The organism is Heliobacterium mobile (assembly GCF_009720735.1).
Taxonomy (GTDB): Bacteria; Bacillota; Desulfitobacteriia; order Heliobacteriales; family Heliobacteriaceae; genus Heliobacterium; species Heliobacterium mobile.
Map to the genome: position 1 here is coordinate 133,908 of NZ_WNKU01000003.1, position 14,603 is coordinate 148,510.

The window sequence follows — 14,603 nt, forward strand, 5'->3', positions numbered from 1 at the left end:
AGAGGTACTCCTCGTGCTATAATTACTATTATTTCAGAGGAGTCGATTTTATTTGTTCACTGAAATGCGTAGAAAAGACAAGCAACTTTCCGTAGCCGATAGCCTAAAAATTCTTACCGAAGGCGAATACGGGATTCTTTCAACGCTAAGCACAGATGGGTATCCCTATGGGGTACCCTTGAATTATGCTTACGATAACGACAGTATTTATGTCCATTCGGCGGTAAATGGGTTAAAACTCGACAATATAGGGAATGAAAGCCGTGTTTCCTTTTGTGTAGTTGGTAACACCGAATTACTATCCAAGTCGTTTGATACGAATTACGAAAGCGTCATTGTCTTTGGTAAAGCCAAGATCGTCGATGGAGATGAAAAGGTACAAGGTTTGCTGGCACTGGTAAAAAAATATTCCGCCGATTACATGGAATCTGGGAAAAAATACATCGAGAACTCTGGACATACTACGACTGTGGTAAAAATTGAAATCGAGCATCTGACTGGTAAGGCCCAAAGATAAATCAGGCTTACCGGCAAAGTCAAACAGATCAAGAGCCTGTCCCAAGTACCTGGGACAGGCTCTTATTTTTGTTTTCCTATTCGTGCTTATGTAGCGAAATCTGTCCTAAGTCTAAGGAGGAAAGGGCCTCGCCAATGGTTTGGGCCTTTGCCTCCTGGCTGTATGCTTCGAGCATTTGCTTTGACCGGCGCGAATGGTTTAAGGCAGAAGGCCCACCGAGACAGCCGCCGACGCAAGCCATGCCTTCGATGAAATTGCCCGGTGGGCGACCCACTTTTGCCATGCGAAGTGCTTTGATGATCTCTTCCGCCCCGTCACAACGATGAGGTTTGAGTTCCACAGTCACCCCAGCTTCCTTGAGCGCCTGTCCCATCGCTTCGGCAACACCGCCGCAGCGAGCGAAGCGGCGACCGAAAATTGAAGCCTGCTCCAACGGCTCATCATCACAACTGGCGAGATCGATCCCAGCCGCATCGAACATACCCAGCAGTTCTTCAAAAGTGATCGCCAGATCGATATCGCCCTGGCATTTAGGCAGCCCAATCTCCACTTTTTTGGCCATGCAAGGACCGATGAAGATCGTCTGAGCGCCGGGATACTTTTGTTTCACATACCGTCCAACAGCCACCATAGGCGACACAGACGTGGATACATTATCCTTCAGTTGGGGAAAGTGTTTCTCGATGATCGCCACAAAAGCGGGACAGCAGGAGTTCGTCAGGAACGAGCCGGCTTCCAGCTTCTCCGCCAGTTCCCGGGCTTCTGCCTCAAGGATCATGTCCGCGCCCAAGGCCGCCTCATGGACCGCCGTAAAGCCGAGCTTTTTCAGTGCGCTGTTCACTTGACCAATGGTGATATCGGGGAACTGACTGGCCACAGACGGCGCTAACACCGCATGGACGTTCCCCTTTTCCTGCCGCAACATCTTTACCGCATCGACGATACTAGAGGTGTCCGAGATCGCGCCAAAGGGACAACTGATGGTGCAATGTCCGCAGGCGATACATTTTTGCGGATCGATGCGTGCGATTTTATCTTCATCATAGCGAATGGCGTCTACAGGACATGCTTTGATGCAGGGACGCTGCATATCGGTAATAGCACCGTAGGGGCAGACACGGTGACAGCGTCCGCATTCGATACACTTCTCTTGAATGATGACTGCTCGCCGATCGATTTGAGCGATCGCATTGACCGGGCAGGCATCGATACATCGTTTGGTGATACATCCCCGGCAAGCGGGAGTGACGGAAAACCGGTTGACGGGACATTCATCACAGGCGATGGAGATCACACGAATTCTCGGATCATCCCCAGCAGAGGGATCGTGTACGACTCCTCCTTCCGGCTCTTCACCGCAAGCCAGGCGGACACGCTCTGCCGAGACGGCTCTTTCCTTATAGACACAACAACGGTAGCGCGGCTTTTTTTCCTCGTTGATCAACGTCGGGATGAACTGCTTATTTTTCTCTAATGTGCCATCCATCGTCATCTTGGCCACATAATAAAAGACTTCATGACGTATCATCTGGACGGCTGTCTCATATTGGCGCTGCGTCAAAACTCTGAAATCCATTGCGAAGCCCCCTGTCCGATATCTTGCCAAAAGCAAGTATATACACTTTCGACACAATAATTAAAAAATCATGCAATAGGGGCGAAAGAAAAACCGCTATTTTCAGACGGATTCTCATCTTAGGCGACTTTTTGCATTTTGCCTTCTATATACGCACAGCCACCTGTAAAGGAGTGTACCGATGGAATTTCATATGCTCTGCGGCCTGCCGGGCAGTGGAAAATCGACTTTGGTAAACCGGCTCCAGGGATATGTTGTATCAACTGATAGCATCCGAAAGTTTCTCTGGCAAGATGAGGCCATCATATGCCACGACCAACTTGTTTTTGAGATAGCCCGTCAGATGATCGACTACATGCTCCCCCGAGGAAATACTGTCATTTTCGATGCCACCAATATGACACGAAGAAACCGTAAACCCTTTATCCAGTTAGCCCATAAACACGGGGCCACTATTACGCTCCACTGGGTAAAAACCTCACTAGAAACGGCTCTAGCCCGAAACGCTTCTCGCGATCGGAAAGTACCCGTAGCTGTGATTCGTTCCATGAATAAACGTTTTCAACCTCCACGAAAAGATGAGACCATTGATCACATTGTAGAGTATGAGGAAGAGGGAATGGAATAAAACTCAAGGCACGGTTATCATCAGCTTGTATTCGATAGTCACCGGTACGGCGCTTGTTGTATCGTAACGCCCATAGTACTATCATGAAAATGGAAACAATCTTATGCTTAACTTTCAGGCAAAGCTAGAAATCTGGCTGGATTCGTCGTCCGGCTAGTTTTTTTAAGAGCACCTAGGTTCACGATTACATTATGTAGGAGTTATCGATGAAATTTAAAGCTAATTTACTGCTATTAATGACTGCATTCATCTGGGGCTTTGCCTTTGTCGCTCAGCGGGTAGGTATGGATTTTGTTGGCCCCTATACCTTTAACGGTGTACGATTTGCCTTGGGTGCAGCTTCGCTTTTACCGTTGATCTGGTATTTCCGCCGAGATTCTTCCACAAAAAAAATAACGCCTGAGGAAAATTCCCCAAAGGCGTGGAAGATCGGCATATTGGCGGGAACAGTCCTATTTATCGCTGCATCGCTACAACAAATCGGACTTTTGTATACAACTGCCGGTAAAGCTGCTTTTATTACTTGCCTCTACATTGTACTGGTTCCATTGACAGGTCTGTTTATCGGTCACCGGATTACAATGAATACTTGGGCAGGCTCCGTTCTATCGGCAGTTGGACTGTATTTTTTATGTGTAAAAAGTGACTTTACCGTTTCCTACGGCGACTTGCTGGAACTAATCGGTGCCGCTTTTTGGACGTTTCATATTTTGCTTATCGACCGGTATGCAGCAAAAATCGATAATCTAGTGCTGGCCTTTTGGCAGTTCATAACATGTTCCGCTCTCAGCATGGTCGTAGCCCTAACGACAGAGGAAATCGTTCCTACCCTCCTGTTACAGGCAGCAGTACCTATCTTGTACGGTGGACTTTGCTCAGTTGGTATCGCTTATACACTCCAGATCATCGGACAAAAACATGCCGAGCCAACTCATGCGGCGATTATCATGAGTATGGAAACCGTCTTTGCAACGTTGGGAGGATATCTCATCCTTGGGGAAATTCTTGGTCCACATGAGATCATAGGAATGGTACTCATGGCGGTAGGCATGTTGATAGCTCAGTTACATAGTTTTCAGATACAAAATCAAGAAAGTTGAGTTTATTATTTGTCACCATAGGCAATAAAAATACTTATCTTCGCTTGAGATGTCCCGGATTCAGACATTGAACAACAGTTATCGCCTATACAATCAACGCTCACGTTGTGTAATCCAGCATGACTCAGCCATAATTTTATGTCTTCTCGCCGAAAACCTAGCCACCGATCAAATTGTTCAGTTCGAAGAAATTCAAAGTTATGTTCGTCTAAATCAGTAATAATCAATTTTCCACCCGGCTTCAGAATACGTACCATTTCTGTAATTGTCTCACTCGGGCTATCCACGTGGTGAAGAAACATATTGGCAAAAACATAATCAACTGCGTTATTTTCAATGGGTAGTGCAGAAGCATCTCCTACACGGCAATCGACTTTTTCCCCAAAACGAGATTTCAACTGTCGTAACATTTCCTCGGACTGATCTACGGCGATGACTTTTACACCCTTTTCTGTGAGACCATCCGTAACATAGCCAGTTCCTGCCCCAATGTCCGCCGCCAGTTTACCTTTTACAAGATCGGCTATACAATAGGCTTTTTCACGAATCTTATCCGAAAAAAATTCCTGCCTCATATCATCCCATTTGTCCGCAACACGATCAAAATACTCTTTGCTCATCACAACGAAACCTCCTAAACAACAAAATCTGAATCACCCGAAATAGTTATTGAAACGCTGTTAATAAGATTTGAAAACTATCAAGAATTTGCGCTCTTTTATCGTTCGGTATGCGCTCCCAAACCCCTTGAAAGTAATTGTTCATGGTTTCTTCTACGTGTTGGAAAACCTTATTTCCCGATTCCGTTAATTGAATCGTAACGTATCGTCGATCCCCCGGATCAAGCTCTCTTTGGACAAATCCATTATTCACAAGATTGTTTACAGTCCTACTCATCGTACTGCTATCTAAACCGAGGCTATCGGCTAACAGATTTAGAGATACTTTTTTTCCTCTTCCGATTTCTACAATCGCATGACACTGTGCAAAAGAAACCCCGCAGCAACCCATTTCGTTTTTTTCTAAAATACCTAACTTGCGCTCAAGCTGTCGGATGATTTCGCGCAATTCCTTGGCACTTACGCCATCTTCCAATCCAATCACTCCTGCTCATGAAATCAAAATTCTTCCTCATCCAATAGGCTTACATCATATTCAAACCACAACAGAAGTAGTTGTGTGTTGCAACTATTTTATATGCCATGAATTGTCTTAACCATAACTTTATTTTCCCCAATAAAAGAGCTTACCCGCAAAACTCGCTCAATAACAAGAGAACGAGAATAGCCGAGCTTACGAAAAGAGGCTAGAGCAATTTTGCTAAGCCTCTAGTATTTGGTAAATATGCTTGGAATTGTTCCATCCCTTTTCCTATGAACTTCCTCCCTATTTCATGTTTATCTGACGGATGTTTCTCTGCCTACCCATTCACTTAGGATAAAAATATCCATTAATGGCTTTGACATGTTATAATTCTTTTTAGATCAATCACCGTACCAGCTGTACAATTTTTCAATAAAGGAATCAGCATCAATGGAGGAATTTCGATGGAACGAAAAAAGCAATACAAAAAGTGGCTTATTCCAGCAATCACCACACTCATTGTTTCGTCTACAATAACTCCCACCTTCGCGGATGAAGGGATCTTTGTAAATGTTGATGGAAAACCGATCTTTTTCGACGTTCAGCCCACTGTCATCGAAGGACGCACGATGGTTCCGCTGCGAGGGATTTTTGAATCGCTCGGCGCGAAGTTAGCATGGGATCAGTCCACCAGTACGGTCAAAGCCACCAAAGAAAGCATCTCGATTTCCTTACCGGTCGGTAGTCGTGAAGCCGTCGTCAATAACCGAACTCTTCACTTGGATGTTCCCGCAACCATTATTGAGGGAAGAACGATGGTGCCCGCCCGATTTGTTGCCGAAAGCCTGGGTTGCTCCGTCGAGTGGGATGGGAATACCAGTACAGTGAATATTTTCAGGGATTCTTCCGTAAATCATTCACCCAATCAGAAGACTGAGCCGTCTGTGTCAAATGGGTCGTCATCGACCGAAGAGCCCGCCGCATTGGAGTCAATTGAACAATTAAAACAAGCGATGGAATACTACCCTGAACAAGCGGATACTTACGCCTTCAATATCGCTGCACAGTATTACGAGGTAGGCCACTATGACGAGGGGACAAAATACATCTTCATGGCGGTCAATGCAAAAAAACAAAAGCAGGAGAGTCTATATAGCACATTCTCGTCTGCGGCCCAAATGCTTTTCAATCACGGGCAGGTGGAAAGAGCCAACCAATTACTCGATGACGCGATAGCGATGGATTCGGAAAATACGTTACCCTATCAAATGATGAAAAAGTAAAATATTGATTTGAAAGATAAAATGGCGTGCAAACTAGCAACAGTTTGACACGCCTTTTTTCTTTTTTAGGCAATCATTGTCTACCTGTGATTCTTGCACCTAATTCATAAGCCCGTTCACAATCGAGGGGAAAGACTTCTTCCCGCCTTTTCGCTTTTTGTTCAGGATCGAAAAGGTCTGACACTACCTTTGAATAATCCGTAAACTGATAGGTGTCATAGCTATAAAGATTCTCCACATCTCCGCCAAAGATCAATTTGAATGCCATTTCATGTTGACTAATCTGATGCTCGTATGCCATCTGTTTTGCCCATTCTTCTGGCACATTCATGGTATAGATAAAACCAACAGGGATCTTTTTCGGAAAGAGTGATCGAGCCTGGTTAGAATAAGCTAGAAAGGGAAAAAGTAATCGTTCGATAAATGATCTGAGTTCCCCCGATACACTGCCAAAGTACACGGGAGACCCGACGATAATCGCATCAACTTCCTCGACCTTTTTTAGAATTGGCGCTAAATCGTCATTGACCGCACATTTCCCGTAGCTGTGACCGCCTATTGTCTTACAAGCAAAACAACTCATACATCCTTTAAAAGTAAGATCATAAAGGTGAATTAACTCTGTTTCGGCACCTTTTGATGCTGCCCCTTCCAGAGATTTATTGAGTAACGTCGCTGTATTCCACTGCTTCCGTGGGCTTCCGTTAATTCCAAGTACCTTCATCATAGTCCTCCTCCACCCTCATAATGGAAATAGTGTTCTGCGGGGATTCAGTTAACCCCTTCCCACCACTGGGAAAAGCCTTGTTGCTCCTTATCGAGATATACCGGTTCTCCGATCATTGGCGTAAGAAGCCGGTAGTTTTTATTTTGACTGGCAAGCGTAATCCGTTTCAATGGATCATCCCAAGGATGGTTGGAAATCGCAAACTTTCCGGAATGGCCAGGTAATAAGGCCTTGGTTTTCAGTTCTTCAGCGGCCATTGCCACTTCTTCCGGCATCATGTGTATATTTGCCCAGCTCTTGTCATACTGACCATTTTCCAAGATTGCGAGGTCAAAACCGTTGAGCATTTCTCCGATTTGCTTGAAATGGGGACCATATCCGCTGTCACCACTGTAGAATATCCGACGTTGCGGGGTGACCAGTGCAAATCCAGCCCATAACGTCTTATCTCTAGTGAGCAGGCGTCCAGAAAAATGGCGAGCAGGCAGTACGTGGGCGGTAAAGTCTTTTTCTAATTCTAATGAGCTAAACCAGTCCCCCTCATGGATACGCTGTTTTTCAAATCCCCATTGTTCAAAATAGGAACCGACACCTAAAGGGCAGATCACATTTTTAACTTTGGCTTTTAGCGCAGTCACTGTGGGATAATCTAAGTGATCCCAATGATCGTGAGAAATCAGCAAATAATCGATTTCCGGGATGTCATCTGCTGTGTATGGATTCGTTCCTTCAAATGCCTTATTCGCAAAAGAGACAGGTGCTGCGTAGGAACTAAATACGGGATCAATGAGAATCCCTTTGCCGCCAAGTTGCATGTAGTACGAAGAGTGACCCAGCCAAATCACGGTATCTTTCCCTTTGTCCAAAGCCATCAGATCTGTTTTTATCGATGGAATCGGATCGGTCGGTCGCAGCCGTTCCTTTTTGGTAAAGAGAAACTCCCATAACGAGGAAGCAGAACTCTGTTCTCCGGTAAATTGAGGAGTGGGGATTAAATTCTGAAAACGGTTATCCAAGTAATGGGGAGAACTTTTAATTCTTTCAAGGTTCGAGCCGTCAGGCAATCGGCCAAACTTAGGATGTTGCAAATAAAGACCGATACCTAGCAATAAAACGATAAGACCTAGGAGTGAAAAGAACAGCATTTTTCTTAACCAATCTTTCATATAATTCTCCGAAAATCCGATTTTGGACTACACTTTTATAAAAGTAGCAAACCAAGTGCTCTTGGCGACTTGGTTTACTATCGATACGTTCAATGACCACAACGTATGATTTTATTTTTTTACAAATTTGTTCTCCCGCGCACTGTAGCGTGGCCCTATATTCGGATATTTCATAATTACATTTTCTATCTGTTCTAAATCTGAAGCCGTAAGTGTGACATCTACCGCTCCTGCGTTTTCTTCCAGATATTTTTTCCGTTTTGTTCCGGGGATCGGAATGATGTTATCGCTCTGTACCATTACCCAGGCGATGGCAAGCTGCACCGGGGTGCAGTTCTTCCCCGCCGCAAATTCGGCAAATTCAGCTGCTAGATTCTGATTATTTTCCAAATACTCTCCATTATAGCGTGGAAGGTTTCTGCGGAAATCATTGGATTCAAGGGTGCTTACATTGAGTTTGTTTGTTATCAATCCACGACTTAACGGAGCAAAGGGAACGAATGCTATCCCTAACTCCTTCGTTAATGGAAGAATCTCTTTTTCCACGTCGCGAGTTAGCAGCGAGTATTCACTTTGTACCGCAGTAATCGGATGGACAGCGTGCGCCTTTTTCAAATCTTCCGGCGTACACTCACTTAATCCCAAGTAACGGACTTTGCCCTCTTTGACCAAGTCAGCCATGGCACCGACGGTCTCTTCTACCGGAACATGCGGGTCTACACGGTGAGCATAATAAAGGTCAATGGTGTCCACCTTCAACCGTCTAAGACTGTTCTCCACGGCCTGCTTCATCCACCTCGGGGAACCGTCAATATAGGTATCTCCGCCCACAAAGGCATCTCCTTTGGCGCCTCTTACACGGAACCCGAATTTTGTTGCAATAAAAACCTTGTTGCGGTTAGGAACCAGTACCTTCGAAATCAGTTCTTCATTCGCACCATTTCCATAGATATCGGCAGTATCCCAAAAGTTTATTCCAAGCTCCAGTGCATATTGTAAAGTGCTAATGCTTTCGTTATCATCTGCCTGCCCGTAAGCTGCACTCATTCCCATGCAGCCTAGACCCACTGCCGAAACTTCTACGTCTGTTTTCCCTAATTTTCTGTACTTCATTGTAACTCTCCATTTCCTTAATTGTTTTTGAGCGCTCATAGCTAATGTTCCGGCCTTCTCAATTCTTTTTCTTTTTTGACGATCGCCTGTTCATATACTGCAATTTTATAATCTAGGCGCTCCAGCGTTTTCTTCATATCTTCGATTCTTGTGATAAGTTGTTTACGCTGTTCGATAAAAAGTTCTTTTCTTGCTTCAATCGTTTCGTCGCCCTGTTGGAATAATGCAACATACTCAATCAATACTTCAATCGGTAGACCGGCACTGCGCATACATTTAATAAATTCGACCCACTTACAATCTTCTTCGGTGTAATCCCGGATTCCGTTTTTATTGCGGTTCACAGGAGGAATCAATCCGATGCGTTCATAATAGCGGAGTGTATCCTGTGAAATATCCAATTTTTCACTGACTTCTGTAATTGTCATCGGTTTTTACCTCCCGATATTCGGTCATCCAACGTTCGGACATCTTCAGGCAGGTCCGCCAATTCGAAAGGATACGTTCGTCCGTACTACAAAACAATTAATTCATAATCCCGACTACCCATACCGATTTCTTCACCAGTGGCATTTGGATAGTACCGTCTATATAGGAACTCAAACCGTGAAAGAGCCAAGATTAGATTCACCTCAGAAAATAGCATATCACTTGGAGTTAACTCCAAGTCAAGCGCAAAATAATAAACCTATTTACCTACCAGCTTAATATTTACTAACTCACTGTGAATTCCTGTCCGAATTGAGAGACCCTATATTCCATATTTAGAAGTTACGACGATGTTATAAAACAAAAATTAAAAAGGACCGAACAAAGATCAATGTTCTTTGGACTGTCCTTTTTTTCATAAGACCTTATCTTCCGGGTTTTACTGTTCACAACTTAATACCGTAGATCCACCTAATACATCCGTAAATAGACCAAAGGAGTGGGCTGACGTCCTTGAAAATGCTTGAAAACATTCATTTGAACCAGTAGGTTATGTCCTAACTGCTATTCTTGAGGCATGATCACGAAACCACTGGCTCTTCGGGATTTAAGAGTTTTAACAAGTTGGTCTTGTAGAGAGGCTTTACATGTCGCCCGTATAATTACCTCGCTTTTGCGACCGGAAAGAACTTTTGGTTTCTTTTTATTGAGTACTAATTCGATGATCAATCCCAGGAAGAAACCGACTACTAAGCCGATCAGCCCCCAAATTACCGGTCCCCATAACCATACAAATCCATAAATCGCACCTAAGACCATAAAGATCGTACCACCCATCATGGCTCCGTCCAGATTACTTCTGCCGTCAACCCGATCAATAGTGTCAATGATATGTGTATCCGAATCAAGGTTTTCCAGCGGTAACACTACGATATCCCGTGGCGGCACTCCTAGCTTTTCAATATCATGGATAACCATCTCCACAAAAGGTGAATGGTCAAATGTGGCGATGATTTGTATGGTGCCGTTTTCGATTGTGTTTCGTTGTCCCAAGTTTGCAGCCCTCACTCTAAGGTACCTTGTTTGCTCGATATCGAATAAAATATTGTTTTCATTTACCGCTGTGTATGCTTGATAAATTGCAAAAACGTACATGGAAGGCAAAAAAAGAAACCACTGCCAATCCACAATTGCGGCTGCACGGCTAAAATCCCCGAGGAAAGAATAGAGCCAGGCACGAACAGCCGATGCCTTATAGCAAACAAAAATCCACCAGACCAAAACAAATGTACCCACAACCGTACTACCTGCGTATAATTGTCCCAAACCAGGTGTGAACGCTGACCAGACAAATCCCATCCAAGGATTTTTCTTATCAAGGATAACAACATCAAAAAAACTAACATCGGAAGGGGCGATCGGCGCATCTTCAATTTCGGACAGAACGTGACTTTTTTTAATTTCAACCGCACAACGGTAACTATCCCAGATGCTATATACGTACACTGCCACATAAAGCAGAAACCACTCCTGGTTTATCTGAGCCTTTGCCTCCTCAAACCTACCCAGAAAGGATAAGGCAATCGCAATATTTAAACGGGCTTGGCTGTTCACCACAAGTTCCCAAATTATCAGCGCAAAACCATGTAGGTACTTTCCTAAAAACATATGCCCAAACCCCGGAAAGGCGGTCGACCACCAGGCTGCCACCCAAGGAGTGCGGGGATATACCGAGTTTACCCCCAATGCGGATATACGTCCTTTGGCATATCGAGGTTTGATTGCATCTGACTGGAACTTCTGATGAGGCATCGGGTATTATCTCCTATAGCTTTAAATTCTTATATATTGTTACCAATACTCACCCATTTTATTGAGTAGGAGTTCATTTGTTTATTAGAACGGTATTCTGGGAACAATATCACCGAATACGCAGAATAATACTTCCGGGAACTAATATATATTTTCCAAAATGAACATCTTATGAGGAGAACCGTTAGTAGCTATGATTCCGCTTTGGGTCGACTGGGCGGTATGTTGACTTGTGCGTCTACGAGAATATCAGGACAAAAAACCAAAAGAAGTATTACGGTTACACAAAGGGGAATCCATATTTGTTACCGCATGAGCATACAACAGGCACTGCTCTGATCTATCAGCAACTTACTGAATTACAGCAACAGTTTTACAGTATATGGTTGTCAGAAATGTTATTTACGTGGCGTTGGTGGGTTAGTGTCCTCTTAACCATAGTACCGTGGTTACTATGGTTAAGATACAGAAATCCCGAATCCAAGCACCGACTGCTTTTGGCCGGTTTTTTTTCTATGATTGCTGCACTTACCTTAGATACCATCGGTTCAATAATCGGATTGTGGTTCTACGATTATAAGGCTCTACCTTTATTCCCCCACTATATTCCTGCGGACTTTTCGATTATTCCGGTGGCAATCATGTTCATGATCCAGTACAATCCATCGCTAAATCCGCATCTAAAGGGCTTGGTATTTGCACTCCTATTCAGTTTTATAGGAGAAGAAATTCTGAGGTGGATGGCACTGTACGAATTGCTTCTTTGGCGACAGTACTACTCCCTCCCCCTCTACTACACCATTTTTGTGGGTAGCCACTACTTTACAACATTGGATGGATTCAAGCCATTAAAGGATACGTAAATGGGTCGTACTCTTAAAGACTGCTCCAATCGTTCCTCCACTTCGGTCTTATAATTATCGAAAATGAATTCCAAAAACGTTATTCTACGAAGCAAAGATAATGCTCGAACTCAAGAGCATTATTTGTTCTCTGTCCTTAAGAAAAGCAGTCCAAACCACGATGGGCTGGACTGCCTGTCTTCGTAGTATTTTTCAGTCAACCAGTCTGGTTCTGCAATCTCTGAGGTACAAAGATGCATAAAAGTGCGAATACTAGCATTGAATCGATAAATAGAGGATGCGATATCGTGCGAAAAACGCATCAAATCGGTAACGTACCGCTGTTTGAAAAGTTTCCGGATCCTCCATCGTAACGGATATGCTTTGCGGATCAGAAGCGGGCGGCGTTGGGGATATAATCAAGTAAACAGTGAAGGCCAGGATGATTGTCCTGGCTTTCTTGCGTTAAAACTCACAGAAAAAAACAGAGATAGCCGAATAGTTGTCGTGATCCTCAGGAGCACGCTCCATGATTCGGATCTCCATTAATTCCAACCATGCGTCCGGTGTTTCTGCCTTAGACAGGTCTATCTCCATTTCTCTCTCCCAGATATGTTCCCAAAAACCATCCGTGCAGAGGAGAAAGGCATCACCCGGTCGATAAGGACCAGGAATTCTCACGATATCCGGTCGTATTGACTCCTTCTGTCCCAGTGATCGCAATACCCGGTTCCGATCTTCATGAAAACGTATCTCTTCATGTGAAATATAGCCAGCTTCCGCCATAGCCTGAGACACGCTGTGGTCCTTCGTGATATAGACAATTTTTCCGTCACGAAAATAGTAGAGTCGTGAATCTCCGATATGGCCGCAGACGACTTCACTAGTGATTTCTTTTGAGATTTCTTTTGAACCTTCCGTTGAGCTTTCCCTTGAACTTTCTTCTTCCGTCGATTCTTCACTTCTGGAAGTACTTGGCACAGTCCCCGAGTCTATGTTTTCCGCAAACAGAAGAATTACGGCCGTTGACTTCATCCGATAATACTCACTATGCTCGTCCTGTTCAATCGACACTTGTTTTTGGGCGGTTTGAAAGCATTTTTCTAAGGTTTCCTCCGTAGCTGTTCCGTCTTTTATATAGTATTCCAATACAGTATTGACGGTAATTTGAGCCGCCCTCTCACCCCCCCGGTGACCGCCCAACCCATCGGCGACCACCCAACAGCCCTTTTGCCCGTTATAAAAGTAATCACACCGATCCTGGTTTGACTCTCTTCCACCTATCCGGCTAATCATAGCAGTCGTAAGCCTCATAAACCCTTTTCCTCCCACCTTATACATACAAACGCCCGACAGGCCTCTTTTTTCGGATTGACACTTGCCCTTTCGTTGATGCAGCTATTTCGTTTGAATTCATGAATTCGCCATTTGGATAATCATCCACGCCGAAACGATAAAGAGAAGCAAAGCGGCAGCGCCCCAGCGGAATCTAACAATAGTGTCGATTCGCTGGGTTTGCGGCAATTGCCGTTCTGTCACTCGGAATGGATCATTCTCCTCTAACGCTAAAATCGCAACGGTTAAATTATCTTGGTCTGGTCGATTTAAAGCCAGAACACGATCGGCTAAAACATAGCAGGCCTTCTGAGGGTCACCCGCCAATGCTTCTACGATTTCTTGTTCCGACAAATTGGCGTAGAACCCGTCGCTGCAGAGCAGAATCCGATCTCCTGCAAACAGGGTGTACGGTCGAATATTCCGATCGATTCTTTCGAGATCAGTCAAGCCGAGGTAACTTGTTAAATGAGCTCCTTCGGCATGTTCGTCGGCCTCCTTTCGACCTAAGTCTCCTCGGGCGCTTTTTTTTAGTAAATCCAATCGATAATTATGATCGGCATTTAAGCGTGTTAACTTTCCTTGCCGGTAGAGGTAAACCCTGCTATCTCCCACTGTTACCCAAAAGAGCATATCCCGATAAATCACGGCAGCGGCAAGTGTTGTACCCATCTGCCCTGCCAAATTCGATTCCATCGCCAGTTGAAGTATGGCAGTGTTGGCTTTATGTACACTCTTCCAAAGAGCTTCCGGCACCGAAGTGCGACGAGATTCATGGTAGTATTCGTAGAGCATGGTTCGAACCGCCAATTGACTGGCTTGGCGACCACAGGACAATCCACCCATTCCGTCCGCAACGATTGCCATTACTCCGCCGTTGAGGACAGATGTCAAATCATCGATATCGGAAAAACCAAAGGCGTCTTGCTGTTCTTCCCTTCTGCCAATATGCTGGAAATTCCCCGGAACGATTCTCATTGGTTCTCCTTCCG

Annotated in this window: 15 protein-coding genes; 5 read left to right on the forward strand and 10 right to left on the reverse strand. The window is 44.6% G+C overall.

Going from position 1 to position 14,603, the window contains the following annotated elements; translation table 11 throughout:
• The first annotated feature begins 52 nt into the window (after nt 1–52).
• Nucleotides 53–517, forward strand: coding sequence for a pyridoxamine 5'-phosphate oxidase family protein (locus GJ688_RS04755; protein WP_155475400.1), 465 nt, complete (start codon nt 53–55; stop codon nt 515–517).
• A 76-nt stretch (nt 518–593) separates the two neighbouring features.
• Here GJ688_RS04755 and GJ688_RS04760 read toward each other — a convergent pair whose 3' ends face one another.
• Complete coding sequence (locus GJ688_RS04760) at nt 594–2,093, reverse strand: 4Fe-4S dicluster domain-containing protein (protein WP_155475401.1); 1,500 nt, start codon at nt 2,091–2,093, stop codon at nt 594–596.
• Between the two features lie 181 nt (nt 2,094–2,274).
• On the opposite strand from GJ688_RS04760, the gene GJ688_RS04765 reads away from it, so the two are divergent.
• Together GJ688_RS04765 and GJ688_RS04770 are read left to right on the forward strand one after the other, a co-directional pair.
• Nucleotides 2,275–2,721: an ATP-binding protein gene (locus GJ688_RS04765; RefSeq protein ID WP_155475402.1), complete on the forward strand. Its 447-nt coding sequence runs from the start codon at nt 2,275–2,277 to the stop codon at nt 2,719–2,721.
• 206 nt (nt 2,722–2,927) lie between these two features.
• Nucleotides 2,928–3,821 carry a DMT family transporter gene (locus GJ688_RS04770; RefSeq protein ID WP_155475403.1) on the forward strand — a complete coding sequence of 298 codons (894 nt, stop codon included), beginning with the start codon at nt 2,928–2,930 and terminating at the stop codon, nt 3,819–3,821.
• A 5-nt stretch (nt 3,822–3,826) separates the two neighbouring features.
• Here GJ688_RS04770 and GJ688_RS04775 read toward each other — a convergent pair whose 3' ends face one another.
• Complete coding sequence (locus GJ688_RS04775) at nt 3,827–4,441, reverse strand: class I SAM-dependent methyltransferase (RefSeq protein WP_155475404.1); 615 nt, start codon at nt 4,439–4,441, stop codon at nt 3,827–3,829.
• Between the two features lie 46 nt (nt 4,442–4,487).
• The gene (locus GJ688_RS04780) at nt 4,488–4,916 is read right to left on the reverse strand and encodes a MarR family winged helix-turn-helix transcriptional regulator (protein ID WP_235910784.1); all 429 of its coding nucleotides are present in this window, start codon (nt 4,914–4,916) and stop codon (nt 4,488–4,490) included.
• A gap of 452 nt (nt 4,917–5,368) precedes the next feature.
• Here GJ688_RS04780 and GJ688_RS04785 point away from each other — a divergent pair, with 452 nt between their 5' ends.
• Nucleotides 5,369–6,187, forward strand: a complete 819-nt coding sequence (locus GJ688_RS04785; protein WP_155475405.1) for a stalk domain-containing protein — start codon at nt 5,369–5,371, stop codon at nt 6,185–6,187.
• Between the two features lie 73 nt (nt 6,188–6,260).
• Here the strand turns inward: GJ688_RS04785 and GJ688_RS04790 are convergent, their stop codons facing one another.
• The 5 genes from GJ688_RS04790 to GJ688_RS04810 form a co-directional block, all read right to left on the reverse strand.
• Nucleotides 6,261–6,911, reverse strand: a complete 651-nt coding sequence (locus GJ688_RS04790) for a flavodoxin family protein (RefSeq protein WP_155475406.1) — start codon at nt 6,909–6,911, stop codon at nt 6,261–6,263.
• Between the two features lie 47 nt (nt 6,912–6,958).
• Nucleotides 6,959–8,080 carry an MBL fold metallo-hydrolase gene (locus GJ688_RS04795; protein ID WP_155475407.1) on the reverse strand — a complete coding sequence of 374 codons (1,122 nt, stop codon included), beginning with the start codon at nt 8,078–8,080 and terminating at the stop codon, nt 6,959–6,961.
• A gap of 111 nt (nt 8,081–8,191) precedes the next feature.
• Nucleotides 8,192–9,193, reverse strand: a complete 1,002-nt coding sequence (locus GJ688_RS04800; RefSeq protein WP_155475408.1) for an aldo/keto reductase — start codon at nt 9,191–9,193, stop codon at nt 8,192–8,194.
• Between the two features lie 41 nt (nt 9,194–9,234).
• Nucleotides 9,235–9,621 (reverse strand): MerR family transcriptional regulator, encoded by a 387-nt coding sequence (locus tag GJ688_RS04805; protein ID WP_155475409.1) that lies wholly within the window; start codon nt 9,619–9,621, stop codon nt 9,235–9,237.
• 565 nt (nt 9,622–10,186) lie between these two features.
• On the reverse strand, nt 10,187–11,434 hold the full coding sequence (locus tag GJ688_RS04810) for a hypothetical protein (protein ID WP_155475410.1): 1,248 nt from the start codon (nt 11,432–11,434) through the stop codon (nt 10,187–10,189).
• A gap of 302 nt (nt 11,435–11,736) precedes the next feature.
• Here GJ688_RS04810 and GJ688_RS04815 point away from each other — a divergent pair, with 302 nt between their 5' ends.
• The gene (locus GJ688_RS04815) at nt 11,737–12,297 is read left to right on the forward strand and encodes a CBO0543 family protein (protein WP_155475411.1); all 561 of its coding nucleotides are present in this window, start codon (nt 11,737–11,739) and stop codon (nt 12,295–12,297) included.
• 444 nt (nt 12,298–12,741) lie between these two features.
• Here GJ688_RS04815 and GJ688_RS04820 read toward each other — a convergent pair whose 3' ends face one another.
• Both GJ688_RS04820 and GJ688_RS04825 read right to left on the reverse strand, forming a co-directional pair.
• Nucleotides 12,742–13,590: a PP2C family protein-serine/threonine phosphatase gene (locus tag GJ688_RS04820; RefSeq protein ID WP_170291668.1), complete on the reverse strand. Its 849-nt coding sequence runs from the start codon at nt 13,588–13,590 to the stop codon at nt 12,742–12,744.
• Between the two features lie 99 nt (nt 13,591–13,689).
• Nucleotides 13,690–14,589 (reverse strand): PP2C family protein-serine/threonine phosphatase, encoded by a 900-nt coding sequence (locus GJ688_RS04825; RefSeq protein ID WP_155475413.1) that lies wholly within the window; start codon nt 14,587–14,589, stop codon nt 13,690–13,692.
• Nucleotides 14,590–14,603: the final 14 nt, after the last annotated feature.

Bases quoted from the DNA above. Each gene is read 5' to 3' on its own strand.
- GJ688_RS04760 (WP_155475401.1), bottom strand. From the start codon at position 2,093: ATGGATTTCAGAGTTTTGACGCAGCGCCAATATGAGACAGCCGTCCAG.
- GJ688_RS04765 (WP_155475402.1), top strand. From the start codon at position 2,275: ATGGAATTTCATATGCTCTGCGGCCTGCCGGGCAGTGGAAAATCGACT.
- GJ688_RS04770 (WP_155475403.1), top strand. From the start codon at position 2,928: ATGAAATTTAAAGCTAATTTACTGCTATTAATGACTGCATTCATCTGG.
- GJ688_RS04775 (WP_155475404.1), bottom strand. From the start codon at position 4,441: ATGAGCAAAGAGTATTTTGATCGTGTTGCGGACAAATGGGATGATATG.
- GJ688_RS04785 (WP_155475405.1), top strand. From the start codon at position 5,369: ATGGAACGAAAAAAGCAATACAAAAAGTGGCTTATTCCAGCAATCACC.
- GJ688_RS04790 (WP_155475406.1), bottom strand. From the start codon at position 6,911: ATGAAGGTACTTGGAATTAACGGAAGCCCACGGAAGCAGTGGAATACA.
- GJ688_RS04795 (WP_155475407.1), bottom strand. From the start codon at position 8,080: ATGAAAGATTGGTTAAGAAAAATGCTGTTCTTTTCACTCCTAGGTCTT.
- GJ688_RS04800 (WP_155475408.1), bottom strand. From the start codon at position 9,193: ATGAAGTACAGAAAATTAGGGAAAACAGACGTAGAAGTTTCGGCAGTG.
- GJ688_RS04805 (WP_155475409.1), bottom strand. From the start codon at position 9,621: ATGACAATTACAGAAGTCAGTGAAAAATTGGATATTTCACAGGATACA.
- GJ688_RS04810 (WP_155475410.1), bottom strand. From the start codon at position 11,434: ATGCCTCATCAGAAGTTCCAGTCAGATGCAATCAAACCTCGATATGCC.
- GJ688_RS04820 (WP_170291668.1), bottom strand. From the start codon at position 13,590: ATGAGGCTTACGACTGCTATGATTAGCCGGATAGGTGGAAGAGAGTCA.
- GJ688_RS04825 (WP_155475413.1), bottom strand. From the start codon at position 14,589: ATGAGAATCGTTCCGGGGAATTTCCAGCATATTGGCAGAAGGGAAGAA.